Origin of the sequence: Nocardia brasiliensis NBRC 14402 (assembly GCF_000308475.2) — a bacterium.
GTDB classification, from domain to species: Bacteria; Actinomycetota; Actinomycetes; order Mycobacteriales; family Mycobacteriaceae; genus Nocardia; species Nocardia brasiliensis.
This window is the reverse complement of sequence record NZ_BAFT02000023.1, coordinates 1-25079: the sequence shown is the minus strand read 5'-3', so window position 1 is coordinate 25079 and position 25079 is coordinate 1. Positions and strand designations below refer to the sequence as shown.

Annotated in this window: 26 protein-coding genes and 1 other RNA gene; 20 read left to right on the top strand and 7 right to left on the bottom strand. The window is 67.0% G+C overall.

Annotated features, from left to right (window positions below):
* Positions 1-19 precede the first annotated feature (19 nt).
* Together TY25_RS05100 and hisN are read left to right on the top strand one after the other, a co-directional pair.
* Positions 20-607 (top strand): NADPH-dependent FMN reductase, encoded by a 588-nt coding sequence (locus TY25_RS05100; protein ID WP_042254572.1) that lies wholly within the window; start codon positions 20-22, stop codon positions 605-607.
* A 190-nt stretch (positions 608-797) separates the two neighbouring features.
* On the top strand, positions 798-1583 hold the full coding sequence (hisN, locus tag TY25_RS05095) for a histidinol-phosphatase (protein WP_042254470.1): 786 nt from the start codon (positions 798-800) through the stop codon (positions 1581-1583).
* A gap of 31 nt (positions 1584-1614) precedes the next feature.
* Here the strand turns inward: hisN and TY25_RS05090 are convergent, their stop codons facing one another.
* Together TY25_RS05090 and TY25_RS05085 are read right to left on the bottom strand one after the other, a co-directional pair.
* Entirely contained in the window at positions 1615-2142 is a 528-nt protein-coding gene (locus tag TY25_RS05090; RefSeq protein ID WP_042254468.1) for a GNAT family N-acetyltransferase, read from the bottom strand.
* Between the two features lie 40 nt (positions 2143-2182).
* Positions 2183-3151, bottom strand: coding sequence for an SMP-30/gluconolactonase/LRE family protein (locus TY25_RS05085; protein ID WP_042254466.1), 969 nt, complete (start codon positions 3149-3151; stop codon positions 2183-2185).
* Between the two features lie 196 nt (positions 3152-3347).
* On the opposite strand from TY25_RS05085, the gene recQ reads away from it, so the two are divergent.
* From recQ to TY25_RS05050, 8 genes are all read left to right on the top strand, one after another.
* Positions 3348-5219 carry a DNA helicase RecQ gene (recQ, locus tag TY25_RS05080; protein ID WP_088607304.1) on the top strand — a complete coding sequence of 624 codons (1872 nt, stop codon included), beginning with the start codon at positions 3348-3350 and terminating at the stop codon, positions 5217-5219.
* Positions 5220-5505: 286 nt separating this feature from the next.
* A complete protein-coding gene (gene phoA, locus TY25_RS05075; protein ID WP_088607143.1) occupies positions 5506-6942 on the top strand; it encodes an alkaline phosphatase in 1437 nt (478 codons plus the stop codon).
* Positions 6943-7041: 99 nt separating this feature from the next.
* A complete protein-coding gene (locus TY25_RS05070) occupies positions 7042-8118 on the top strand; it encodes a metallophosphoesterase (RefSeq protein ID WP_042254459.1) in 1077 nt (358 codons plus the stop codon).
* Positions 8119-8185: 67 nt separating this feature from the next.
* On the top strand, positions 8186-8416 hold the full coding sequence (locus tag TY25_RS05065) for a WLR motif membrane protein (RefSeq protein WP_042254457.1): 231 nt from the start codon (positions 8186-8188) through the stop codon (positions 8414-8416).
* 64 nt (positions 8417-8480) lie between these two features.
* A complete protein-coding gene (smpB, locus tag TY25_RS05060) occupies positions 8481-8954 on the top strand; it encodes an SsrA-binding protein SmpB (protein ID WP_014987624.1) in 474 nt (157 codons plus the stop codon).
* The gene (locus TY25_RS05055; protein WP_172595812.1) at positions 8951-9814 is read left to right on the top strand and encodes a DMT family transporter; all 864 of its coding nucleotides are present in this window, start codon (positions 8951-8953) and stop codon (positions 9812-9814) included. Before smpB ends, TY25_RS05055 begins: the two co-directional genes overlap by 4 nt.
* A 76-nt stretch (positions 9815-9890) precedes the next feature.
* Positions 9891-10262: a transfer-messenger RNA gene (ssrA, locus tag TY25_RS41145) on the top strand.
* Positions 10263-10850: 588 nt separating this feature from the next.
* The gene (locus tag TY25_RS05050; RefSeq protein ID WP_042254455.1) at positions 10851-11477 is read left to right on the top strand and encodes a Fic family protein; all 627 of its coding nucleotides are present in this window, start codon (positions 10851-10853) and stop codon (positions 11475-11477) included.
* A gap of 967 nt (positions 11478-12444) precedes the next feature.
* Here the strand turns inward: TY25_RS05050 and TY25_RS05045 are convergent.
* The 3 genes from TY25_RS05045 to TY25_RS05035 all read right to left on the bottom strand — a co-directional run bounded on the left by TY25_RS05045 (position 12445) and on the right by TY25_RS05035 (position 14283).
* The gene (locus tag TY25_RS05045; protein ID WP_042254453.1) at positions 12445-12852 is read right to left on the bottom strand and encodes a type II toxin-antitoxin system death-on-curing family toxin; all 408 of its coding nucleotides are present in this window, start codon (positions 12850-12852) and stop codon (positions 12445-12447) included.
* Positions 12849-13049, bottom strand: a complete 201-nt coding sequence (locus tag TY25_RS05040; protein WP_042254451.1) for a hypothetical protein — start codon at positions 13047-13049, stop codon at positions 12849-12851. Before TY25_RS05040 ends, TY25_RS05045 begins: the two co-directional genes overlap by 4 nt.
* Positions 13050-13290: 241 nt before the next feature.
* The gene (locus TY25_RS05035) at positions 13291-14283 is read right to left on the bottom strand and encodes a helix-turn-helix transcriptional regulator (protein ID WP_042254449.1); all 993 of its coding nucleotides are present in this window, start codon (positions 14281-14283) and stop codon (positions 13291-13293) included.
* Between the two features lie 87 nt (positions 14284-14370).
* Here TY25_RS05035 and TY25_RS05030 point away from each other — a divergent pair, with 87 nt between their 5' ends.
* The 9 genes from TY25_RS05030 to TY25_RS04990 all read left to right on the top strand — a co-directional run bounded on the left by TY25_RS05030 (position 14371) and on the right by TY25_RS04990 (position 22500).
* Complete coding sequence (locus TY25_RS05030) at positions 14371-15615, top strand: FAD-dependent oxidoreductase (protein WP_042254447.1); 1245 nt, start codon at positions 14371-14373, stop codon at positions 15613-15615.
* A gap of 102 nt (positions 15616-15717) precedes the next feature.
* Positions 15718-16746: an alpha/beta hydrolase gene (locus TY25_RS05025; RefSeq protein WP_042254445.1), complete on the top strand. Its 1029-nt coding sequence runs from the start codon at positions 15718-15720 to the stop codon at positions 16744-16746.
* A gap of 114 nt (positions 16747-16860) precedes the next feature.
* Positions 16861-17790: a hypothetical protein gene (locus tag TY25_RS05020; protein WP_042254443.1), complete on the top strand. Its 930-nt coding sequence runs from the start codon at positions 16861-16863 to the stop codon at positions 17788-17790.
* A 53-nt stretch (positions 17791-17843) separates the two neighbouring features.
* Entirely contained in the window at positions 17844-18749 is a 906-nt protein-coding gene (locus tag TY25_RS05015; RefSeq protein ID WP_042254441.1) for a LysR family transcriptional regulator, read from the top strand.
* A 102-nt stretch (positions 18750-18851) separates the two neighbouring features.
* Positions 18852-19406: a cysteine dioxygenase family protein gene (locus TY25_RS05010; protein ID WP_042254439.1), complete on the top strand. Its 555-nt coding sequence runs from the start codon at positions 18852-18854 to the stop codon at positions 19404-19406.
* On the top strand, positions 19406-20659 hold the full coding sequence (locus tag TY25_RS05005; RefSeq protein WP_042254437.1) for a pyridoxal phosphate-dependent aminotransferase: 1254 nt from the start codon (positions 19406-19408) through the stop codon (positions 20657-20659). The genes TY25_RS05010 and TY25_RS05005 overlap by 1 nt, the downstream gene beginning before the upstream one ends.
* 47 nt (positions 20660-20706) lie before the next feature.
* Entirely contained in the window at positions 20707-21306 is a 600-nt protein-coding gene (locus tag TY25_RS05000; protein ID WP_042254434.1) for a TetR/AcrR family transcriptional regulator, read from the top strand.
* A gap of 143 nt (positions 21307-21449) precedes the next feature.
* Positions 21450-21776: a hypothetical protein gene (locus TY25_RS04995; protein WP_042254432.1), complete on the top strand. Its 327-nt coding sequence runs from the start codon at positions 21450-21452 to the stop codon at positions 21774-21776.
* A gap of 64 nt (positions 21777-21840) precedes the next feature.
* Positions 21841-22500, top strand: a complete 660-nt coding sequence (locus TY25_RS04990) for an RraA family protein (protein ID WP_042254431.1) — start codon at positions 21841-21843, stop codon at positions 22498-22500.
* A 39-nt stretch (positions 22501-22539) separates the two neighbouring features.
* Here the strand turns inward: TY25_RS04990 and TY25_RS04985 are convergent, their stop codons facing one another.
* Positions 22540-23964, bottom strand: a complete 1425-nt coding sequence (locus TY25_RS04985; RefSeq protein ID WP_042254429.1) for a pyridoxal phosphate-dependent decarboxylase family protein — start codon at positions 23962-23964, stop codon at positions 22540-22542.
* A 149-nt stretch (positions 23965-24113) separates the two neighbouring features.
* Between TY25_RS04985 and TY25_RS04980 the strand changes: the two genes are divergently transcribed.
* Positions 24114-24695: a TerD family protein gene (locus TY25_RS04980; protein WP_014987608.1), complete on the top strand. Its 582-nt coding sequence runs from the start codon at positions 24114-24116 to the stop codon at positions 24693-24695.
* A 36-nt stretch (positions 24696-24731) separates the two neighbouring features.
* Here TY25_RS04980 and TY25_RS43180 read toward each other — a convergent pair.
* On the bottom strand, positions 24732-25079 hold a 348-nt coding region (locus TY25_RS43180; RefSeq protein WP_042254426.1), incomplete at its 5' end, for an MBL fold metallo-hydrolase.

Genomic DNA, 25079 nt, shown 5'->3' with positions numbered 1-25079 from the left:
AACTGTGGAGGAGAAAACGATGTCGGCTTTGAAACTCGCGGTGATCATCGGCAGCGTCCGGGAGGGACGGTTCGGACCCGTTGTCGCGGAATGGTTCACCGAGCATGCCAGGAACCACGGGGCGTTCGAGGTGGACGTGATCGACCTGGCCGAGGCGCATGTTCCGCTGGCGCTGCCCGAGGTGCCGCCCGCGCTGAACCCGGATCCCGAGCGTCCCGCAGGCATGGCGGATCTCACCCGGCGGCTGAGCGAGGCCGACGCCTTCGTGATCGTCACGCCCGACTACAACCGCAGCATCCCTGCCGCGCTGAAGGCCGCGATCGACTGGCATTTCACCCAATGGGACAGCAAGGCAATCGGATTCGTCGGATACAGCGGGCTGAGCGGCGGGCTGCTCGCGATCGAGCACCTGCGGCAGATCTTCAACGAACTCAACGCGCACACGGTGCGCAACTACGTCTCGTTCCCGCGCTACTACCTGCTGTTCGACGAGCAGGGCAAGCTGCGTGATCCCGAAGAGCCCGCCGCGGCGGCGCAGGCCCTGCTCGACCAACTGCGCTGGTGGGCCGAGGCATTGAGCGCGGCTCGCGCCGCCACGGTGTCGTGAGCCTTTCCCGTGGTTCGGGATTGACGGAACCTGTGCCCGCCTGGTTCACCGTGGGCTCGTCTTCTTCCTGCTCGCCCTGGCCGTGCCCGGTGAGCGCTCGGCGGTGGATCGAGGCGCGAACCCACGTCGACGGCGCACAGCTTGCCCGCGCGGTCGCCCCACTCGATGCCGGGACCGATAGGGTGCGTGCGTGGCTGACTACTCCTCTGACCTGGAACTCGCCCTGCGGTTGGCGGACGAGGCCGACGCGATCACCCGGGCGCGGTTCGGCGCGCTCGACCTGCGGGTGGACGCCAAACCGGATCTGACGCCGGTATCGGACGCGGATCTGGCGGTGGAGAAGGCGATCCGCCAGGTGCTGAGCGAGCAGCGGCCGAGCGATGCGGTGCTGGGGGAGGAGTTCGGCGGCGACGTCGAATTCGAGGGGCGGCAGTGGGTGATCGACCCGATCGACGGCACCAAGAACTTCGTACGCGGGGTGCCGATCTGGGCCACCTTGATCTCGCTGCTGGACGACGGTGTCCCGGTGGTCGGCGTGGTGAGCGCGCCCGCGCTGTCGCGGCGCTGGTGGGCGGCAGCGGGCGCGGGCGCCTGGCATCGCGTCGACACCGCGGCGCCGACACCGATCGCGGTGTCCGCGGTCGGCGAACTCGATGCCGCCAGCCTCGCCTTCTCCAGCCTGTCCGGCTGGCAGGAACGCGGCCTGCGGGACAAGTTCCTCGCCCTCACCGACGCCGTCTGGCGAGTCCGCGGCTACGGCGACTTCTTCACCTACTGCCTGCTCGCCGAGGGCGCCGTCGACATCGCCACCGAACCCGAAGTGTCCCTGTGGGATCTGGCCGCCCTCGACATCCTCGTGCGCGAAGCCGGCGGCCGCTTCACCTCGCTCGACGGCACCCCGGGCCCGCACGGCGGCGACGCGATCGCCACCAACGCTCTGCTGCACGACGAGACGTTGGCGCGGCTGCGGGACTGATCAGCCTGAGCCGTTACCGGCCGGTCCGTCGTCAGGCGTCGGGCGGGGTCAGTAGGCGCTCCATCAGGACGACGTTGATGTTGCCGTGGAAGTGGGCCGGGAGCGGGACTTCGCGGAGTTCGGTGAAACCCTGTGCGGTGTAGTACTTCCGGAGCACCGGATTGTTGGCGGCAGTGTCGAGGCGTTGCAGGGTGACGCCCTGGTCGAGGGTGTAGTCGGTGCAGAACTGGATGATCCGGCTGCCGAGTTCGCGACCGCGCTGCTCCGGCGCGACCATGAGGCCGTGGATGTAGCCGGCCTCGGTGTCGTCGTCCGCGCCCCAGAAATCCGGATCACGCCACACGAGTCGGACCGTGGCGAGCAGGGTTCCCGTCTCGTCGCGCCAGACGAACCATTCGCCCCGGTCCGCCTCGGCGGCGACGAGTTCGGCCGGGTATTCGCCCGGATGCCACTGGTCGATGCCGTTGTCCACCATCCACCGGGCCAGGCGATCCCGCAGGTGCGCGATGTCTTCGGCGTCGGCGCGGGTGGCCGCGATCATGGGAGCGGGTTCGGGCATGCTGCTTCCTTTCCGAACTGCGGCGTGCTGCACATCTGTTCTACCGCGTGGGGGTAGCTGGGGTGAGGTCGATATCGGCGGGAGGGCGCAGGCGACGCAGGGCGCCGTCCATCGCGGTGAAGTACAGCGCCCAGGAGTCGCCGTCGGGCGCGATCCGGACGGAGGTGGTGCCGTCGGGCGGGTTACGCGTCGAGCCCGGTTTGATCAGTCCGGTGATGATCGCGCAGGCTGCGCCGGTGCGGGTATCCACCTTGTTGATCGCGCCGAACGCATGGTCGGCGACGAACAGGGTGTCCGAGCGGGTGGCTTCCATATCGTCGGGAAGGGTGACCAGATTCGGTATTCCGGCGATGACGACGGGGCTTTCCGGTGCGTCCAGCGGAACGCGGAAGATCCGCATGGTCAGGTTATCGGTGTAGATCGACCGCCCGTCCGGCGCCAGCGCGAGTCCGTTGGTGAGCGGCAGGCTGGACCAGGTTCGGGTGTATGCGCCGGTCGAGGGGCGGTAGCGGCCGATCCCGGTCTGCGGTGCCTTCACGCCGACGGTGGTGAAGAGCAGATCGCCGTCGGGTAGCAGCAGCAGGCCGTTCGGGCCGTTCAGCCCGGTGAGCAACTCGGTCACCGTGCCGGTCGCGATCTCGTAGCGCTGCAGCGTGCCCGGAGCGGCGGTGAGTCCGTCGCCGGTGAGGAAGTAGACGTACGGCCCCGCGACCCGCACGCCCGCGGGAAAGTCCAGTCCGGTGAGCAGCTTCTCGAAACGGCCGGCGCTGTCGACGTGGGCGAGGAACCCGTCGACGATGCCGGTGACGTAGAACCCGCCCGCGCCGTCGGAGTCGAGATTCTCCAGATTTCCCACGCCCTCGACCACGGTGCTCACCTGCCAGCCGTCCGCGCACTGCGGCGTCGTCGGCGCCGCGGCCGCGGTCGGCGTGGCCGCGGCGAGTCCCGCCGCGAGTGCGACCGTGAACACGGCGGTCCTGATTCGGTTGCTCCCCAGCCCTATTGCCATGTGCGCCAACCTAACAGGGGCGGGTCGGCGGCTCATCCGGACGAATTCCGGGTGATTCGGTGCGGTCGCAGGTCGGAGCGGTGGCCCGGGGCCGGGGGATCCTGGTTTGTCCACAGGTGGAGTAATCGAGACCCGAGCTGGGGAATCGGTCGACGTACCGGTGGCGCCGCGCGCGGGCACTCGTAGGATGGGCCGGGTGACTCCCCCCGATGCATTCGCGGCCGTGGCGACCGACACCGAACCCGGTGTGGACGCCGGATCCGGTGCGGCGCAAGAGGTTCTACGCCGGGTCTTCGGTTACGACAGCTTCCGCGGCGATCAGCGCGAGATCGTGGAACACGTGGTCGCGGGTGGTGACGCGCTGGTGCTCATGCCGACCGGTGGCGGTAAGTCGCTCTGCTACCAGGTCCCCGCGCTGGTTCGTCCGGGTGTCGGTGTGGTGATCTCACCGCTGATCGCGCTGATGCAGGATCAGGTGGACGCGCTCAGCGCGCTCGGCGTGCGCGCCGGATTCTTGAACTCGACTCAGTACCCGGACGAGCGTCGCACGGTGGAGGCCCAGTTCGTCGCGGGCGAACTCGACCTGCTGTACCTGGCACCGGAGCGATTGCGGTTGGAATCGACGGCACAGCTGTTCGACCGGGGCAAAGTCGCGCTGTTCGCCATCGACGAGGCGCACTGTGTCTCGCAGTGGGGCCACGACTTCCGGCCCGACTACCTGGCGCTGTCGGTGCTGCACGAGCGCTGGCCGGACGTGCCGCGCATCGCGCTGACCGCGACCGCCACCGGCAAGACCCGGGACGAGATCGTGCAGCGCTTGGACCTCGGCTCCGCCCGCCGGTTCGTCGCCAGCTTCGACCGGCCGAATATCCAGTACCGGATCGAACCGAAGAACAAGCCGGATCGTCAGCTGCTGGAGTTCATCAACACCGAGCACGCGGGCGACGCGGGCATCGTCTACTGCCTGTCGCGCAATTCCGTGGAGAAGACCGCTGCCTTCCTCACCGAGAACGGTATTCGCGCGGTGCCGTATCACGCCGGACTGGACAACCGCACCCGCGCGCAGAACCAGGCGCGCTTCCTGCGCGAGGACGGCCTGGTCGTGGTCGCCACCATCGCGTTCGGCATGGGCATCGACAAACCGGATGTGCGCTTCGTCGCGCACCTGGACCTGCCGAAATCGGTCGAGGGCTACTACCAGGAGACCGGTCGCGCGGGCCGTGACGGGCTGCCATCGACGGCCTGGATGGTGTACGGCCTCAACGATGTTGTGCAGCAACGCAAGATGATCGATTCGTCCGAGGGTGACGCGGCTCATCGGCGGCAACTACAACTGCACCTGGACGCGATGCTCGCACTGTGCGAGACGGTCAGTTGCCGCCGGGTACAGCTGCTCAACTACTTCGATCAGCCGGGCGCTTCGTGCGGCAACTGCGATACCTGCCTCACGCCGCCGGAATCCTGGGACGGCACCGTGCCGGCGCAGAAGCTCCTGTCCACGGTGCTGCGGCTCAAGCGCGAACGCGGCCAGAGCTTCGGTGCGGGCCATATCGTCGACATCCTGCTCGGCAAGAAGAATCCCAAGGTGCTGCAACACGATCACCACGAGCTGAAGGTGTTCGGGATCGGCACCGATCTGCGCGATATCGAATGGCGTGGCGTGGTGCGGCAATTGCTCGCCGGTGGGCTGCTCGCCGTGCACGGCGACTACGGCGTGCTGACGCTGACCGAAGCGAGCAACGAGGTGCTGTTCGACGGACGCCAGGTGCTGCTGCGTCGCGAACCGGAACGGGTCACCAGACCCGCCCGTGCCGCGAAGGCGGCCAAGGCCGCGGTCGATATGGCGCCCGCGGATGTGCCGGTGTTCGAGCGGTTGCGGGAATGGCGGGCGGCGACCGCCAAGGAGCAGGGCGTTCCGGCCTACGTCGTGTTCCACGACGCCACGCTGCGCGAGATCGCGGCGCGCAAACCATCGAGCCTGACCGAACTCGGGAGCGTGGGCGGCGTCGGCGAGAACAAGCTGGCCAAGTATGGCGAAGGAGTGCTCGAGGTACTGGCCGGAGAGTGACATTCTGCACCTTCCCGGCATTTGTCCCGCGGGCCTGACCACGGCTCGGGCTCGCGGGAAACTCCCTGTGTGACAGCGGTATTCGTGTACGACGTGGCGTATTCATGCATGCGGACATGCGTATAAGACAGCGGTTGGTAACCGAGTGGTTGCCCGTTGTGTCCTTTTCGTTCAGAAGACCTCGTAAAGCTCCGCACATCCCATGTCTCTACGAACAATGGAGTTTTCGCTCATGCCCCCTGTCTCGTCGCGCTCCATGCCCCGCCGGTTCCGTGCGGGCGCAGTCATGGGCGCCGCCGTTCTCGTCGGAGTTCTGGCCGCCTGCGGATCCTCGGACTCCACGAAGCAGGGCAACGGCGAGCTCATCAGCCCCAAAGCCCAAGGGACGCTGAGCGACAACGGCGGCGCGCGCCGGACCACCGGTGATCGCACCGAGGCCCTGCGCGCCTCGCTCAACGGCAACCAGGCCAAGAACGTCATCCTGCTGATCGGTGACGGCATGGGCGACTCCGAAATCACGCTCGCGCGCAATGTCGCCGAGGGCGCGGGCGGGTACTTCAAGGGCATCGACGCGCTGCCGCTCACCGGCTCATATACGCACTATTCGCTGGACAAGAAGACCGGCAAGCCGGATTACGTCACCGAGTCCGCGGCCAGCGCCAGCGCCTGGGCGACCGGCACGAAGACCTACAACGGCGCGATCAGCGTGGACCTCGCGGGTCAGCCGCAGACCAACCTCACCGAGATCGCCAAGGCGAACGGCAAGGCCACCGGCAATGTCAGCACCGCCGAGATCCAGGACGCCACCCCGGCCGTGCAGGCCGCGCACGTCACCGAGCGCAAGTGCTACGGCCCGGAAGAGACCACCGCGAAATGTCCGACCAACGCGCTGGAGAACGGCGGTCTGGGCTCGATCAGCGAGCAACTGCTGAACACCCGCGCCGACGTCACCCTGGGTGGCGGCGCGAAGAGCTTCGAACAGAAGGCGGTCGCGGGCCAGTGGCAGGGCCAGACCCTGCGCGACCAGGCCAAGGCCCGGGGCTACAACCTGGTCTCGGACAAGGCCGGCCTCGACGGTGTCACCAAGGCGGACCAGGACGCGCCGGTGCTCGGCCTGTTCTCGCCCGGCAACATGCCGATTCGGTGGGCCGGCGACACCGCGGTCCCGAACGGACTGAGCCTGCCCGCGCAGACCTGTCGGCCGAACCCGGAGCGCGCGGCCACCGTGCCCGACCTGGCGAGCATGACGCGCAAGGCGATCGACCTGCTCAAGGATCGCAAGGACGGCTTCTTCCTCCAGGTCGAAGGCGCGTCCATCGACAAGCAGGACCATGCCGCCAACCCGTGCGGCCAGATCGGTGAGACCGTTGACCTGGACGAGGCCGTGCAGGCCGCACTCGAATTCGCGAAGAACGACGGCAACACCCTGGTGATCGTCACCGCCGATCACGCGCACAGCAGCCAGATCGTGCCGCTCGAGACCAAGTCCCCGGCGCTGACCAGCAAGGTCGTCACCAAGGACGGTGCCGAGATCGGCGTCTCCTACGGCACCTCCGATGTCGCCGGTTCGCAGGAACACACCGGCACCCAGCTGCGCATCGCCGCCTACGGCCCGCGCGCCGCGAACGTGGTCGGCCTCACCGATCAGACGGACATGTTCTTCACCATCTCCGACGCGCTCGGCTTGGATCGCAGCAAGAAGCCGGTCGTAGCGGCGAAGTAGGCGACACGGTTCCGGTTCGCCCCGCCCCGCATCGCCGTACGCGCCCCGATGGGCGAAGATAGGTGCCGGGGCGGGGCGCCGGATCGTGGAGGATTTCAGATGCCTGACAACAACTTCGGCCGCCGGGGTTTCCTGGCCGGTGCGGCGGGCATCGCGGCGGGTGCGTCGCTGGTCGGTCTGTCACCCGCGCAGGCGGTACCGGTGGCGCCCGGGGTCACCAAGTTCGACTTTCCGACCGAGCGCAGGCTGCGGGTGCTGGTGACCGGCGACGCGGGCACCGGAACCCGCACCCAGTGGGCGGTCGCCGACGCGATGCGGGAGTTCCACCGCCGCGAACCCGTGTCGCTGGCGCTCGGGCTCGGCGACAACATCTATGAGAGCGGCCCGAACAGCGGCACCGACCGCCAGTTCGCGGACAAATTCGAAAACCCCAATGCCGGACTGGATTTCCCGTGGTTGATGGTGCTCGGCAACCACGACACCAGTTCCGTGCTGCCCGGCGACGGTGGCTGGTTGCTCCGCGGCAACCACGAGGTCGAATACCACGCCAATTCGCCCCGCTGGTGGATGCCCAGCCGGTATTACTCGGTCCGGGTGCCGGAGGAGAACCCGGTCGTCGAGTTCTTCGTTCTCGACCTCAACCCGATCGCCGCCTATGTGCCGCCGATCTTCTCGCCGTACTGGGCCGTCGACGGTCAGTTCATGAACGAGCAGCGCGCCTGGCTGGATCGGGCGCTCGCGGAGTCGACCGCCACCTGGAAGATCGCCTGCACCCACCACCCGTACCTCAACAACGGGCCGCACGGCGACGCCGGAAACTACGAGAACCTGCCGATCGAGCCGATCAACGGCGTCCACGTGAAGCGGTTCTTCGAAGATCACGTGCTCGGCGCATGCCAGTACCTGCTGTCCGGCCACGACCATTCGCTGCAGGTGCTCGAGCCGACCATCGGCTCCAAGGGCACCCGCCAGCTCGTGTCCGGCGCGGCCGCCAAAACCGTCGGCGCCGAACCCGTGATCACGCCACGCGCCGGGCACCCCGCGCTGTTCGAGAACTATCACGAGCTCGGCTTCATGGTCCTCGACCTCACTGAAAGCCGTACGGACCTGCGAGTATTCACCGTCGACCCGGCCACCTCCGCCGGGCGGGAGGCCTTCGCCCGACGTCTCGCCTGAGTACCAACTCTGTTGCGGCGCGCGGTAATCGAGGCGTGTCGCCGTCGTCCGGGTTACCGTGCTCGCTATGGCTAGCGGTGATGGCCCGGACGACGACGCGGCCGGCAGCTCCCCGAGCGCCGAGGCCCCCGATGCGCCGCCGATCGTCGGCCGCGGCATCGACCCCAGTGTGGAGAGCGTGTGGTTGCGGCACCGACTACCGCCGCGGCCGGGCAGACCCCGGATCTCCACGGTGTTGCTCGTGCTCGCCTTCATCGCCCTGTTCACGGTCTGGGTGCTGTTCCGTCCTGGTGGCTGATCGCTGAGTGCCACGCCACAACCTGGGAATAATCGGGTTGCCGCGTCACTTAAGGTTGATCGTTATGAAGGAACAGGGGCGTAAGGTCATCGCGACCAATCGCCGGGCGCGGCACAACTACACGATCCTGGACGTCTACGAGGCCGGGATCGCGCTGGTTGGTACCGAGGTCAAGAGCCTGCGTGAGGGCAAAGCCTCGCTGGTGGACGCGTTCGCGACGGTCGACAACGGCGAGGTGTGGCTGCGCGGGCTGCACATCCCGGAGTTCAGCCACGGCACCTGGACCAACCATTCCCCGCGCCGGGTGCGGAAGTTGTTGCTGCACAAGCGTGAGATCGATCGCCTGGTCGGCAAGTCGCGGGAAGGCAACCAGACGCTGGTCCCGCTGTCCATGTACTTCTCCGACGGTAAGGTGAAGGTCGAACTGGCCCTCGCCAAAGGCAAACAGGACTACGACAAGCGCCAGGACATGGCGAAGCGCACCGCAGAGCGTGAGGTCACCCGCGAGCTAGGGCGGCGGATCAAAGGCATGCGTTGACGGCGGTCCTGCTGGGGCTGGTCGCTGCGCTGGGTTACGGCGTCAGCGACTTCTTCGGTGGGGTCGCGGCCCGGCGGGTGAACGCGCTGCGCGTAGTCATCTACTCCTATCCACTGTCGGTCGTCCTGGTCCTCGCGGTGCTGCCGTTCGTCGCCGGGGACATCGACATGGCCTCGATGATGTGGGGACTCGCCGCCGGTGTCGCCAGCGGATTCGCCGTCTGGTGGTTCTACGCGGCGCTGGCCGCAGGTCCGATGGCCGTGGTGTCCCCGCTCACCGCGCTGCTCGTCGCCGGGATCCCGGTGCTGATCGGCCTCATGATCGGCGAACGTCCCAGCCCGCTCGCATACGCGGGCATCGTCTTCGCGCTCGTCGCGGTGCTGCTGGTCAGCCGCGAATCACCGGACGAGGTAACCGAGGAGATCACCGGCGGCCGGGAACTGCGCTTCACCAAACGGGTCGCGCTGCTCACCGTCGGCTCCGGCGTCGCCTACGGGTTCACCTTCGTGTTCCTGCACGAAACCGCCGCCTCGGCCGGACTGTGGCCGCTGCTCGCGCAGCGCATCGCCGCCAGCCTGGTGATCTGGCTGGTCGCCGCCGCGGCCGGGCAATTCCAACGGCTCCGCGGCGAACCGCTCCGCCTCGCCTGCTACATCAGCGTCCTCGATGTGATCAGCAACGCAGCTCTGCTGTACGCCTTCCACGGCTCCATGCTCTCGCTGGTCAGCGTGCTCGGCTCGCTCTACCCCGCCGCGACCGTCCTGCTCGCCATGGTGCTGCTCGGCGAGCGCGTCGGACGGTTGCAGCAGGTAGGGATGGTGCTGGCGCTCACCGCCGTCGGACTCATCGCGGTGGCGTGACACCCGCCGAATAATGGGAAGAACCCGGCATCGGCCGGTGTTAATATGAACAGCCCGGCAAGGTGCTGGGACGTACGGGGCTGAACGGTTTCGACTGCGTACGTAGATCTAGGGGAAGCGTGTCGGTGCAGGCAAGAGACCACCGTAAGCGTCATTGCAACCAATTAAGCGCCGATTCCAATCAGCGCGAGTACGCCCTCGCTGCCTAAGCAGTAGGTCGTCTCTGTCAGTCCGGGTTCGTCCCTCGACCCGGGTACTGGCATCAGCTAGAGGGACTTACCGTCCGAGCCGGTCGCGGACCCGGACGGAAAATCAAACAGCGACTGGGATCGTCATCTGAGCTTGTTCGCGAGACTCGGAGATCCAAGTAGAGACACAGCGAACTGCACACGGAGAAGCCCTGGAGACGCGGCGGAGGACCCGGGTTCGATTCCCGGCAGCTCCACTTCACTCGTGCGAGGCCCATGCTCATGGAGAGCATGGGCCTTGCTCGTTTCGTCATGTTTGTGGGGGTGCAACCCCCACACCCCGCCCGGCGGGCTTCGCCCCGGACCCCCTCCCGGATGCCGGTCCCTATGCCTCGCCGCCGGACCCGCTCCCGGATGCCGGTCCCTATGCCTCGCCCCGGACCCCTCCCTGTTGCCAGTCCCTACGGCGTGCCCCGGCCCCCTCCTCGGTTGCCAGTCCCCATGCCTCGCCTCCGGACCCCCTCTCAGACGCTATCCGTCTGCTGGTCTCTATGCCTCGCCCTGGACCGGTCCAGCGCGGAAACCGCCCGGCCCGTCGAGTCGATGTCAGACTGGATATGCCGGGATATTCCTGTAGGCAGTCGGTCGGTAACATCGGAGAGCAGAACACAGAACGAATAGGAGGTGCGGGTCGTGGAGCGTCGTGCAGTGTCCAAAGAGGCTGTCAAGCGAGGCGTTGTCCGATCGACCAAGGCTTCCGCACGGCTCGAGAACCGTGTCGTGCCCGCTGGCTATACGCGGTCAGCGCGGGTCGAGAAGTTCTTGGTGAAGCGGCGATCGCAGGTCTGATGCATCTGACGCCGGGCTATGGCGAGACACCGGTCCCCGACGATGAGGCAGATGCGCTGCTCCCAGACATCCGGGAATTGCTCGGGGAGCCAGTCAGTAAGGCCGCCGTTTATGACCTCGAGCAGGCCGTGCAGGAAGAAGCAAGTGAGACGCTGCTGAACGCAGTGCTCGATGAAACGCTCACCCTGGATGAGATGCTGAGTGCCTATTTTCTGCGCGAACTCCATAACCGGCTCTACGGTGACATCTGGGCATGGGCCGGGAAGTTCCGCTTGCGGGAGTTGAATATCGGCGTTGCGCCGGAGCGGATTGCCGTTGAACTCCACGACTCGTTGGGGACCATTCGCTACCGTTGGGAGCACACGAATGATTGGACCGCACGACAGCTAGGTATCGCGGTGCACGCCGAGACGGTCAGAGTTCACCCGTTCACAGATGGGAACGGTCGGACGACTCGACTGCTCGCTGACCTCATCTTCTTCGCCGCTCAAGACGGTGAGGTGGTGGAGCAATATGATTGGGAACTCGACAAGCCCCGGTATATCGCCCTGCTGCGTGAATACGATAGGCACCGAGATCCTTGTGAGCTAGCAGCTTTTATTCCAGTCCGCGCGCTCGGGGAGTAACCGCAGGTGCACTGCACCAACAGTTGAATTCGCCTGGTCCAGGCATATTCACTCATTTTCAGGGGCGCATTTGCTGCTCGGGGTGTGTGGAGTTTGGGTTTCGGAGGGGCCCGAAGATTTACGCGGCACAATGATCATGTTGATGGCCCGTTGCTGTCTACGACCAAGAGATTGTGATGAGGTCCGGTAGCGGTAGTGGTGCTGAGCTGCTGTGACCCATGGTTGACTCGCGATACGGGGTCCAGCTGCCGCGCCAATGGTTTGGATCCTGGACGGTTGGGTTTGGGGGTGGTGGATTTGTGGTTTGTGTCGGTTGATGGGGGGACGAATTTCGGATTCGTATGGCGTACAGGGGTTTGAGGGGGGAATTTGGTGTTGGGGGTGAGGGAAGGGCGGAGTATGGGCGGTGCGCAGGGATAACACGTCCGCAGTCTCGCGGTTACGCATCCGGGCGTATCCGTTGATCGCCGCTGCCACAACTCGGGCATGCTCAAAAATTGCCAATGGGTCGATGGGATAGTGAAGTTCGAACCTGTCTCACGCCTATCGCGTTGTGTCACAGTGCCTCTGAGGCGCTATGCGAAGAAGGTCGGAAGATTAGGAGTAGTCTCGCAGGCCGCCGCTCGAGCCAGTGGCCGCAAGTATTCGGAGAGGGTGGCATACCCCCGCGGATTTGGAACGGCCTGCGTGGCCTTCGGGGCCCTCGCCGCGTGAGGCTCAAGGGGATCCTCGCAGGCTCAACGTACCGCTACTCGATGCACTGGCAGGTGTTGTGCCTGCAGAATGCGTTCCCACGCGGTCCAGGCCGACTCGATGAGTAACACCGCAGGCTCGTCCGAGCGTCGATCAGCATTCGACTTCGTCATCGTCAACCGGATCTCAAAAACGAACATGTGCACCGTCGAAACGGACGCTAGCTATGAGCCGAATTGGCCACTGGCCCGTGGCGTTCAGACTAGATCTGGGGTCAAACCGGTCTTTGTTGCTCGTTTGTGAACTTAGCCAGTCGGATCGCGATCTCGTCGATGCTGTTGAGTTCGCCCGTCGCCACTGCAATTACGAACGGATAGGTTTCGAGCAGTGGCGCGTTTTGGAGGGTGACTCTATGGCCGTTGATACCAAGGAACACGACGGCTGAGGTCCACGCGGTTCGTTTGTTGCCGTCTACGAACGCGTGATTGCGCGCTAGTGATTCGAGCAATGCCGCTGCCTTGTCGAACACTGTCGGGTACGCGTCCTCACCAAATACTGTAGTGCGGTAACGGAACACGGCAGCTTGCAGTAGACCCGGATCGCGCACGATGGCTGCGCCGTCGGTGGCTGCTGACGCGATTTCGAGTACGTCCTCGAGGTCGAGGTATCGGACCTCGGTCACTTGAGCTTGTCCAGCAGTTCGCGATGCTCGGCGATAGCGAATCCGATCTCGGTGCGTACAGTGTCGCGGTGCTGCCAGCGTGCGACGTACTCGGCCACGGCCCGGTTGATGAGCGCGTTCATGCTCACGCCTTCCCGCTCGGCTTGGTCGCGAACGGCGTTCTCGTTGTCGTCGGTCAGTCTTAGATTCATCGCCATATTACTAATGGTACTACTGTGGTACCGCCCGTGACCAGGTGTTTTCGGTCATGGCTGCGGGCCCGCAGCGGGTTCTCGCGCTCGGTATTGCACCGGAGCACTGGCTCGGAAGGTGATCACGTCTGAGCGCGGGCAGTAGGCGCATCGGGGTAGCGAAGCTGGCCGGGGTGCGCTTTCGTAACGCTTACGACAAGGGTCGCGGGTCGGGAAACCTGGCGTGAGGTCGATCGAGGAGACCCGCTCAATTGCCAATTGCCCTCCACCGCTGCGCAAGCCGACGACAGGCGTCGACCAACTCCGGCGGCTCCACCTCGCTCAGCTCGGTGTCGAAGGTGGCGAGGAGGCCGGCGATACCTGCCCAGGACCAGGCGCCGAGGGTGAGGCGGCAGTGGTGGGGGTCGAGGTGTTCGACGACGGAACCGCCTGGCGCCCAACGGGCTACGGTTTCGGTGGGGAGGTCGAGGCGGGCGGATCCGAGGCATTTCCAGGCGGCGGGGGTGTCGCCGCGGTTGTGGCTGGTCATGACGAAGTGGGCGACGTCGTTGCCGGGGAGGCCGCGCGGGGTGAAGGCGGGGCCGGGGGGTGTGTGCAGGTGGAGTCGGTCGACGCGGTGTACGCGCCAGGTGCTGTCGGCGGGGTGGTGGGCGACGAGGTACCACCGGCCGGCCCAGACCACGAGATGATGGGGCTCGATACGTCGTGGGGGCGTGAAGTCCCGGTCGCGGGGGTGGGGGCGCGAGCCGTCGGGTCGTAGCGCTTCGACGGTCAGCAGATGATGTTTGCGGACCGCGCTGCCGACGACTTTCAGCGCGTCGGCGGCGATGGGTGGGGCCGGAAACTCCCAATAGTTCTGGAGTCTGGTGAGTTTCAGCGATTCCATCGCGGTGCGCAGGCGCGTGGGCATGACCTGTTCGAGTGTCTTCAGTGCCCGGGCGGCGTCGGCACCGAGGCCGAAAACCGAACCAGGCGCGGTCTGTAGCGCTACCGCGACGGCCAAGGCCTGCTCGTCGTCGAACAGCAGGGGCGGCAGCGTGTGGCCGGTGCCCAGTTCGTAGCCGCCCGCGGGACCGTGCACGGTCGTGACCGGGTAGTCGAGCGCTCGCAGGGTTTCGATATCGCGCCGGACGGTGCGCGCGCTGACATCGAGCTGCGCGACCAGTTCGTCCAGCGACCACCGGCGGCGCGCGGCGAGCAGGGACAGCAGGCGCAGTGCGCGCCGGGAGGTATCGGCCACCGCACCATTGTGGCCACTCGATGGCCGGTACTGGTGCGATCGTCGCCTCCGAGGTTGCCCGGCAGCAGGTAGAGGAGTCGAAACAGGATGCGCATCATCGTCGTGGGCGGCGGGATCGGCGGGTTGGCACTGGCCGCCGGTCTGCGGAGGAATGGGTTCGAAGTGGTTGTCTACGAACGTGATACGGATGTGGCGGCGACCGGCGGCTATCACATCACGCTGGACGGCAGGGCACAGGCGGCACTGCGCGGCCTGGTCGCGCCGGAGATCTTCGAGCGGGTGCTGGCGTCGGCTTCGGCGCTGCGGCTGCGCGAACGAGACGCGATGTGGGACCGGCGTGGGCGGTTGCTCGGCCACGGCCGGGATCTCGGCGACGACCCGAGCGTGGACATCGATCGCATCACCTTGCGGACGGTGCTGGCCGACGCGGTCGGTGCGGACCTGCGGCTCGGCCGCTCGGTCACCGGGGTCGATCGCGGCGCGGACGGCAGACCGGTGGCGAATTTCGCCGACGAACCGCCTGCCGCGGGCGACCTGCTGGTCGGTGCGGACGGCGCGCACTCGCTGGTGGCCCGCCATCTCGCCGGTCGCCCGACGAACTCGCCCGCCGGTGTCATCGGTTTTTCCGGTCGGACCTCGGTCGACGACCTCGGCGCCGCTGAACAGCTCCGCCTCGGACCGCGCTCCGGGCTGGCGGTGGGACCACGCGGTTCAGCGCTGTACGTCGGCTATCTCGACCCGGTGGGCAACGCCGTACTCGACGCACCCGAGCTTCGAGCCGCGATCACGACCGGCCCGACCTACATCTGGGGAGCGATGTTTCCCGAGTCCGCGGCCACCGATTCGATCCGGACCGCGCGCGGCGTCGCGGTGCGGACCGCGCTGCTGGACCGCTTCCGGCACCACGGGTGGTGCGAGCGAACGCTCGAGGTCGTCGCCCGTGCCGATCCGGACAGTGTCGCCGCGTTCCGGTTCAACGCGGCGTCGACGCGGGCGCGGGACCTCGCGCCGTGGCCGGCCGGGCCGATCACCGCGCTCGGGGACGCCGTGCACGCGACGCCGCCGACGGCCGGGATGGGTGCCGGAGCGGCCATTCGCGACGCCGCGAGCCTGGTCGAGCAACTCGGTGCGGTTGCCGCCGGAACCGTGAATTTGCCGGTGGCGGTCCGCGATTTCGAGGCGGGCATGCGGCTGCGCGGCAGTGAAGTGCTGATCATGGCGATGCAGACGGTGCGCTGGATACTGGCCACCGACACCCGGCTGGGTTCGGCCGTCACCGTGGCGGGCGGGCCGGTGCTGGCGGCCGCCAACCGACTGCGCTCGCGCCGTTGAAGTGGGCGTCCTGCCACTGGTTTTCGCGTTGCGGTGTGCTCGTCCGGCGGCGGCAGTACGGTTCTGATCGGAAGTAACGCAGGTATTCCATTGGGAGGTCGAATGCTGCCGTGGTCCGCTGAGCTGGCCGGACGAATCGATGAATCGGTGATCAACAGCACTGTGTTGCAAGGGAATCCGCTGGGCGACCCACATGAGCGGCCGGTGCTGGTCTATCTGCCACCGGGTTACGACGACGAGCCGCAGCGGCGTTATCCAGCCGTTTACGTGATCCAGGGCTATACGGGAGACGTCACCATGTGGCGCAACCGGCAGCCGTTCCGGCGGCCGTTCCCGGAGACAGCCGACCGGGTGTTCGCCGACGGCGCGGCGCCGCCGGCCATCGTGGTGTTCGTCGACGCCTGGACCGCTTACGGCGGTAGCCAATTCGTCGACTCGCCCGGCACCGGTAAGTACCACACCTACCTGTGCGACGAAGTGGTGCCGTGGGTCGACGCCCACTATCGGACCCTGCCGAGCGCGGCGCATCGGGCCATCACAGGCAAGTCGAGCGGTGGCTTCGGCGCGATGATCACACCGATGCTGCGGCCGGATCTGTTCGGCGCGTTGGCCACGCACGCCGGTGACGCGCTCTACGAGTTCTGCTATATCCCGGAGTTCGCCAAGGCGGTGCGGCATCTGCGCGCCTATGACGGGGATATCCAGCGCTGGTGGGACGACTTCCGGTCGCGCGTCGCCTTCACCAAACCGGAGGACAGCGACCTGCTCGGCCTGCTGGGCGTATCGGCCTGCTTCTCCGCGCGCGAAGACGGCACGGTGGACCTGCCTTTCGATCCGGTTACCGGGGTGCTCGACGCTGCGGCGTGGGAGCGTTGGCTGGATTGGGATCCCGTCCGCATGGTCCCGAAATACGCGGAGGCCCTGCGCGGTCTGCGCGGGATCTGGATCGACGGCGGCACCAGGGACGAGTGGTACCTCGACATCGGCGGCCAGGCGTTCCGTGCCGCGTTGCTCGCCGCCGACGTGCCCGCGGAGATCATCGAGTTCGAGCTGTTCGATGCGGGGCACGGCGGAATCGACTACCGCTACCCCCTCTCGCTCGCCTGGTTGTGTCATCGGATCGCTCCGTAGTCGGCTGAACGGCTGATACCGAGGTGCGGTGACGGTTGCCACCATGGACGTGGGAACAGTCACCGCACGATCGGAGTCAGCGATGAAAGCCGAACTGCCGCAAAGGCGTCGATGATGTCCGGGCGCAGCGACCGCGAGCAGCAGGTCGGTCTGCCCAATCCGGGTGCCGGTGACCAGGATCCGCGCCAGATCGCTTATACGTTGTTCTCGCACGCGGCGTTCAGCAACCTCGTGTGGGGGCGGGCGGGCATCGTCGAAACCTTCGAGGCTTTGAGTGCGGTCGCACCGGCCTATCTGACCGCGGGCCCGAAATACGAGTGGCTCGCGGAGTTTCCACAGCACGGCAACGTGTACTGGTTCGCGCTGACCGGTCCGCAGGGCTCCGGTATCGCGACACTGGTCGTTTCCGGGGCCGATACGGACTTCACCACCACCGAGCTCGCGATGCCGTTGCGTGAGCTGCGAGAACCGTGGCGGTGGGGGATGGGCGTGCCGGTGCAGCCCGGCGCGAATCCGCCGGCCGGCGCCAGCGTTCCCGCCGGGTTCGCGGAGATCTTCGCTTCGAGCGATCTGGTTCCACTCTCGGTCCTGTTCGACAACCCGGCGATCACTGAGCGTCGTGATGCCATGGTCAGAACCGGGAGGACACCCGCGAGAAGGGTTACACAGGAACCGATTTCGCCCTGGCGGGTGCTTCCCAAACGGCTCGCGGTGGACGTCGGCCTGTGGTTGTTCGGCCTGATCCTCATTGCCATCGCGGGCATGGGACATCCCGCGGGCTATCAACCCGACGGCATACTCGTCCTCATCGCGTTGCCGTTGCTGGCGGCGCTGGCCGCCAGGTTCGAGATCGACCGTCGGCTGGGGGCCGACGGCAGCGAGGGATACCTCGCCGGGTTTGTGCTGGGGGCCGTGATTTTCCTCTGGCAAGCGTTCGACAGTAACGGTGCTTGGCCGTACCCGACGTGGCTGTGGTGGGTCGCCCCGGCGTTCGGTGTGCTCGGCTACTTCAGCCTGGCCGCGATCAGAGCGAGCAGGTCGTAGCATCCGGCCTGCATGGATTGTTCTGAGGGGCAAAGCGATGCTTATTCTTGGCCATGTTCGACTCACGGCACATTCGGGTTTTCGACGAGGTCGTACGGACCGGTTCCTTCGCCGCGGCGGCGCGGCACCTCGGTTACACGCAGCCCGCGATCAGCCAGCAGATGAAGGCGCTCGAACGCTCGGTGGGCACGCCGCTGTTCGTCCGGGTGGGCCGGGGTTTGCGGCTGACCGACGCGGGCGAGATCCTGGCCAGGCACGCGGCCGGGATTCTCGGCACGATCTCGGCGGCGCAGCAGCAGATGACGGCGATCACCCGGCTCAAGTCCGGGCGGGTCCGGGTCTGCGCGTTCCCCAGTGCGTGCGCGACGCTCGTTCCGTCGGCGGTGGCCTCGATCAAGTCGCGGCATCCGGGCATCCGGATCGAGCTGTTCGACGCGGAGCCGCCCGAATCGGTGGAGGCATTGCGGCGCGGCGACTGCGATATCACCCTCGCTTTCACCTATGACGCGGGTGAACAGCCGGAATTCGATGACCTGTACAAGGTTTCGCTGCTCGACGACCCGCTGATCGTGCTGTTGCCCCGCGGGCACGCGCTGGCCCGGCGCCGCACGGTCGAGCTGGCGCAGCTGGCTGAAGAACGCTGGATCGCGGGATGTGTGCGCTGCCGAAGCCATTTCATCGAATCGTGCGCGACCGCGGGTTTCGAACCGCACATCGATTTCACCACCGACGACAATCTCGCGGTGCAGAGCCTGGTGGCGGAGGGCACCGGCGTCGCGATGATGCCGAGCATGGTGCAGTCGTTCATCCGGCACCCGAAGGTGGTCAGCCGGCCGGTGATTCCCGCGGACTCGCGGACGGTGGCGGCGTACACGCTATCGGGTCATCAGAAGATCCCGGTCACCCAGCTGATGATGGAAGCCATCCAGTGCGCCGCCAACGCCATGACACTGACATGAAACCTGTTGTGTGCCGCCCTGTTCCATCTATAAGTGATACTTGGGTATCGGCAAAATTGTCTAAGTAGACCGCACCGGTCCGCCGACCGCATCCTGGTCCGTATGACGACCAGCACAGCCGCACCCAGCACGCCACAGCTCGCCGATCTCGTCTGCGCGGTAAGGGAAGTCGTGCTGCTCGAACGTCCGCCCGCCGAGGCGGCCCGGCTCGTCGCCGAACGGCTCGAGCCCTTCTTGCGGCAGCCGGATCTGCTGCCCGAGCAGTACCGCGAGGGTGATCCGCAGCGGTACCGGCAGCACCTCGTGCACACCGAGGACGACGGCAGCTTCTCGGTGGTGGCCATCGTCTGGCGGCCGGGACAGCAGACCCCGATCCATGATCACGTAGCCTGGTGTGTCGCAGGCGTTTACGAGGGCACCGAGACCGAACAGCGGTACGAGTTGCGCGGTGCGGGACCGAGCGCGCGGCTGGTGGTAGCGGCCGATGCGACCAACGCGGCAGGCACGGCGGTGGGTTTCGCGCCGCCCGGAGATATCCACCTGGTGCGCAATACCGGTACGACAACGGTGATTTCGATCCATATCTACGGCGCGCACATCGGCAAACTCGGTACCAGCGTGCGCCGGGAATACCGCCTGCCCATCGCGGACGCCTGATGGACGCGATCGTTGCGCCCTCCGCCACGCTGGCCCTGAACGAGAAGATCAATGCCCGGCGGGCGGCCGGCGACGACATCCTGCACCTCGGGTTCGGCGAAGCCGGCCTGCCGGTACTGCCGGAAGTCGCCGCGGCACTGGCCGAAGGGGCGACGGCGAATTCGTATACGCCTGTGGCCGGGACCATGCCCGCGCGGACGGCTGCCGCAGCGTATCTCTCGCGAGGCGGACTGCCCACGGGTCCCGAGCAGGTGCTGCTCGCGCCGGGGAGTAAGGCGTTGCTGTTCGCCGCGATCGCGGTGCTGCCGGGCGATGTCGTGCTGCCGATTCCGTCGTGGGTGAGTTATCCGGCGCAGATCGGGGTGATCGGCAAGCGTGCCATCGGGGTGCCGATTCCCCGTGAGGTGGGTGGCGTGCCGGACCCCGACCTGCTCGAGGCGGCGCTCGCGAGCGCCCGTGCCGAGGGCGCCGATCCGCGAATACTCATCCTGACCGTGCCGGACAATCCCACGGGAACGGTGGCCGGCGCGGCCGTCATGGGGCGGGTGTGTGAGATCGCCGATCGGCACGGGCTGACGATTCTCTGCGACGAGATCTATCGTGACCTCGCGTATGACCCTGCGACACTGTGCAGTCCGGCGCTGCTGCTGCCGCAGCGCACCATCGTGACCGGCGGCCTGAGCAAGTCGATGGCTCTCGGCGGCTGGCGTATCGGATACCTCCGCACGCCGCCCGGTCGCGCCGGACAGCAACTGGCGCAACGGATCAGCGGACTCGGCAGCGAAATCTGGTCCTGCCTGTCCGGCCCCATGCAGGCGGCGGCGACGTTCGTCTTCGAGGCGCCGACGGTGGTGACCGAGCGCATCGTGGCCAGCCGGCGACTGCACGCCGCCGTCGCCACCACCGCCCACGCGATCTTCACCAAGGCCGGAATCGCTTGCCGCGTACCGCAGGCCGGCTTCTATCTCTACCCGGACCTGGAAAGCCTCCGGCCCGCACTCGCTCGCCGCGGCATCGAAACCGGTGTCGCCCTGGCCGATCACCTGCTCGACGATTTCGGCATCGGCGTCCTGGCCGGCGCACATTTCGGCGATACCCCCACCGCGCTACGCTTCCGCGCCGCGACCAGCCTCCTCTACGGCAGTACTCCCGACCAACGCCGCCAAGCCCTGACCAGCACCGACCCCACCGCCCTCCCGTGGATAGCCACCGCCCTCGACCGCCTGCACACCACCCTCCAATCCCTGACCTGAGCACGCAAATCAAGACGGACCGTCTCGTTTCGCTGTAGGGTGGGGAGATGGCGGGAGCTGGTGGGCCGGATCCGGGGCGGCGGAGTGAGCGGTCGCGGAGTGCGATTCTGACCGCGACGTACGAGCTGATCTCGGAGGTCGGGTACGGGAAGTTGTCGATCGAGGCGATCGCGGCGCGGGCGGGGGTGGGGAAGCAGACAATCTATCGGTGGTGGCCGTCGAAAGGGGCGGTGGTTTTCGACGCGCTGGCCGCGCTGAGCGAGGGCGCGGACGGCGATATCGCGTTGCCGGACACCGGTGATCTGGCGGCGGATCTGCGAACGGTGTTGCGCGCCACGGTCGCCGAGTTCGCCGACCCGGCGTTCGAGGCGCCGATCCGTGCGCTCAACCTCGAGATCATCAACGATCCGGAGCTGGCGCGAACTTATCGGGACCGGATGGAACAGCCGATCAAGGCGGCGAAGCTGGATCGGCTGCGCAGCGCCCAGCAGGTGGGGCAGCTACGGGCGGACGCCGACCTCGAGCTGATCCTCGACCTGCTGTACGCGCCGATCACCCAGCGCTGGCTGCTGCGTTCCGGCCCGCTCGACGCGGCGTTCGCCGACGCCCTGGTCGACGCGGTGCTGCGCGCCTTCGCCCCGGACTGAGCGCGCGCACCCGGCGCAGCACGCCGCTCCGACCTGCGGGAGCGTTCGGCGCCGCGGATCGCGGCGGTGCCCGTCGTATGATCTCCCGGCGTCGTCTCGAACCAGTTGTTTGCGCGAATCCATGGCCCGGGGAAAGGTGCGAGATGGCGAACATGGCCCGAGGATTGCTGGCTACCGTCATTGTCGCCGCCACTTTCGCGTTCGGTTGCTACTGGTACGTTTTCGGCAGGCCGGATTGGTTGTGGAACGGGCCCAAGACAATTGCGATATCGGGACAGCGGTTCGCGGTCGCGGGCGCCTACGACCAAACGCGGGGGCCGGTGCAGTGCCTGACCGAGCGGCGATCCATCCTGCTCACCGGGCTCGAATATTGCGTGGTCGACGAGGCGGAGCCCGCGACGGGAGTCTTGTTCTGGTATCTCGGCGAGCTCTACACCATCAATATGCAAGAACCACTGGGGTTTCCGTAGCCGCGTCCCGGCCGGGGTAAGGTCAGGTCAATTGCATATTCCTACCCGTGAAGGGGCGGTACCGATGCCGGCCGACCAGCTTGTCGAGAAATTCCGTGCTGTCGATACCACCGCGCTGTGCGATGCCGATAAATCGACGCGGGTGCTGGACAGTGCGATTCGGCCCCGTTCGGGTGCCGTGCGGATTTTCGGTCCAGCGTTCACCGTCCGCTGCACCGGCGACTTCTTCGCGGTGCTCCGGGCGATCGAGACCGCGGCGCCCGGCGATGTGCTGGTCGTCGACGGCGGTGGCAGCGAGATCGCCTTCGCCGGTGAGTTGTTCGCGCGGGGTGCGCTCGTTCGTCAGCTCGGCGGCATCGTCGTCGACGGCGGATACCGCGATATCGCCTACGTCCGGTCCTGCCCGCTGCCGATCTACAGCCGCTTCGTCACCCCGATGGCAGGCAGCACAACCGAACTCGGCGAGTTGCAGATCCCGGTGACCTGCGGCGGCGTTCCGGTGGTGCCCGGTGATCTGATCCTCGCCGACGAGGAAGGCGTCATCGTGGTCGCCCCCGACCGCATCGAGACACTGCTCGACGACGCCGCGGCCGTCAAAGAGGCCGAGACCAGGCTCGTCGCGAAATTGGCTGCGGGAGCCACTCTCAGCGACGGACTCAATGTCGCCGCGCACGCCGATGCGCTGCACCGGGGTGAGCCCTCGGCGCTCCAGTTCCTCGCCTGAGTTCGGCGAACAGCTCAGGGCGGCAGTGCGATTCGCCGATTACAGCGTGGGGCCGAGTTCGCGGATCACCTCGATCAGCAGATCCGCTTCGGGCTCGGTGATGCGCCAGTTGACGAAAGTCGGGCGCAACGCGGTCACACCACGGTATTTCGTGGTGCCCACGTAGACCCGCCCGTCCGCGAGAACGGCCGCACCGAGCCGAGCGTTGAGATCATCGAGATCGGCTTCGGCGACGCCGGGTGGCCGGTAGCGGAAACAGGTGACGCACAACTGCACCGGAGCCAGCAGCTCGAAGTCGGCGGCCGCGTCGACCACCAGGCCGAGATGCGCGGCCACGTCGAGGTGACGTTCGACCATCTCCCGATACCCGGTCCGGCCGTAGGCGCGCAGCGTGGCCCAGATCGGGAACGCGCGTGCGCGGCGGGAGGATTCGGGGCCGTGCATGTTGTAGCTGAGCTGTTCGTCATCGAGGGTCGGCAGGTAGTCCGCGCCCCAGCTGCCGAAGGTCTTGCCGAGCACGGACTTGTCCTTGACGAACGAGAATCCGCTCTCCTGCGGCACATTGAGCCATTTGTGACCGTCGGCGGTGATCGAGTCGGCCCGCTCCACTCCCGCGGCGAGCTGCGCGGTGCGCGGTGACACGGTGGCGAACAGCCCGAACGCGCCGTCGACGTGGAACCAGGCGCGGTACTTCTCGGCGAGTTCGGCCAGGTCCGCGAGCGGATCGCAATCGCCCGCGTTCACCTCGCCGAGGTTGCCGACGAGTACGGCGGGCGCCCCGTCGAGTTCGATCAGGGCTTGCTCCAGCGCCCGTAGGTCGAGCCGGCCCGCGTCGTCACGGACGAAGGTGCGCAGCGTATCCCGGCCGCAGCCGAGTATCTGCAACGCCTTACGGGTGCTGGCGTGCACGAGACCGCTGGTGAACACCGGCATCCGCGGCAGTCCCGCCAAACCCTCGGCGACGACGTCGTGCCCGTGCCGCCCGGCCCACCAGTAGCGGGCCGCGGCGAGCCCGGTGAGGTTCGCGAAGGTGGCGCTCGGCGTGAGCACCGCGCCGAAGTCCGCGGGCAGGCCGAAAAGGTCTTTGAGCCATCCGAGCACCACGGTTTCGGTGCGCGCGGCCAACGGCGAAGTGACCCAGAGGCCCGCATTCTGGTCCAGCAGAGTGGTGATCCAGTCGCCGGCCAGCGCGGCGGGTGTCGCCCCGCCCACCACGAGGTGGAAGAAGCGCGGTCCGGCGCTGTGCACCGCCGCCTCGGTGCCGACCCGCAGCAGTTGTTCGACAGCGGCCAGGGTGCCGTCGCCGTGCTCGGGTAGCGGGCCGGTGAGTTCATCGATCAGCGGATCGGCGGCGCCGTCGTGCACCAGGCGTTGCGGCAGGCTGTCGAGATACGGTCCGGCGGCCGCGCGCACCAGCTCCATTGCGCGTGCGGCGAATTCCTGTTCTTTCAACGGATCGGCCATACCTCTACCGAACTCTCGTGGGTTCGCTCTTGTAAATAGCCAAGTATTGAGAGCCGATGCGTATCACACATTTTCGTGGTGCTGTCCGCGGCCGGAACGAGACTTTCTCGCCCCCTTGGATTTACGAAACCGCCGCTAGTCTGAAGCCTATGATCACGCTCAAGAAAGAAGACGGCGCCGCAGATCTTGCCGGTGTCACCAAGCTGAGTGTCGGCGTGAGCTGGGATCCTTCCGGGGGCACCAGCGGCGGCGCACTGGGCTGGGCGCGGCGTAAGCGCGGCGTCGACCTCGATTTGATCGCCATCCTGATGCAGGGCAGCGAGCCGGTTCGGTTCGCCGGACTCGATTCGCTGGACCCGCTCGGCAACGGCTCGGTGCTGCACTCCGGGGACGAGCAGACCGGCGCCGCCACCGGCGACGACGAGACGGTGCACGTGACGTTCGCGGACGTGCCGGGCGGCATCGACGCGATCGTGTTCGTCGCCGCGGCTTTCAAGAAGGGCAGCTCCTTCGAGAAGGCCAACAACATCAGCTTCAAGGTGTACGACGCGAGCGGTGGCAGCAGCCAGCAGGTCGCCGACATCTGGCCGTCGCTGCTCGGCGCGGACAACGCGAACGCCGTCGCCCGTGCGTTCCGCAACGGCGCGAACTGGCAGCTGGAAGTGCTCAACCGCAAGGGCAAGATCAAGCAGGGCGACAAGCAGGCCCTGCTCCGCTTCGCCCTCGCGTAGCCGACCCCGGACCGGCCCGCGCGCCGCGTGGGCGGGTCAGGTCAGGTGGTCGAATTCGCCGCTGACCCAGCGGATATGGCGTTCGGCGGAGCGGTGCACGGCCTGTTTGGCGTCCTGGTCCACGGTGTCGCCGCCCAGCGTGTAGAGCCGGTCGTACTCGAACTGGTCCAGCCGGTCGACGATGCGCCGCACGACGGCGGGGGAGAGCGGCACGTGCTTGGGGAAGTTGCGCTGGAACGTCACCCAGCCGGGCGCGAGGCTGCCGCTGACGGTGTCGCCGGTGAGCAGGGTGCCGTCGGCGGTGCGGGCGACCGAGCTGCCGCGCATGTGGCCGCCGACGTGGATCAGTTCGAGGCCGGGCAGCGGTTCGATGCGGTCGGTCCA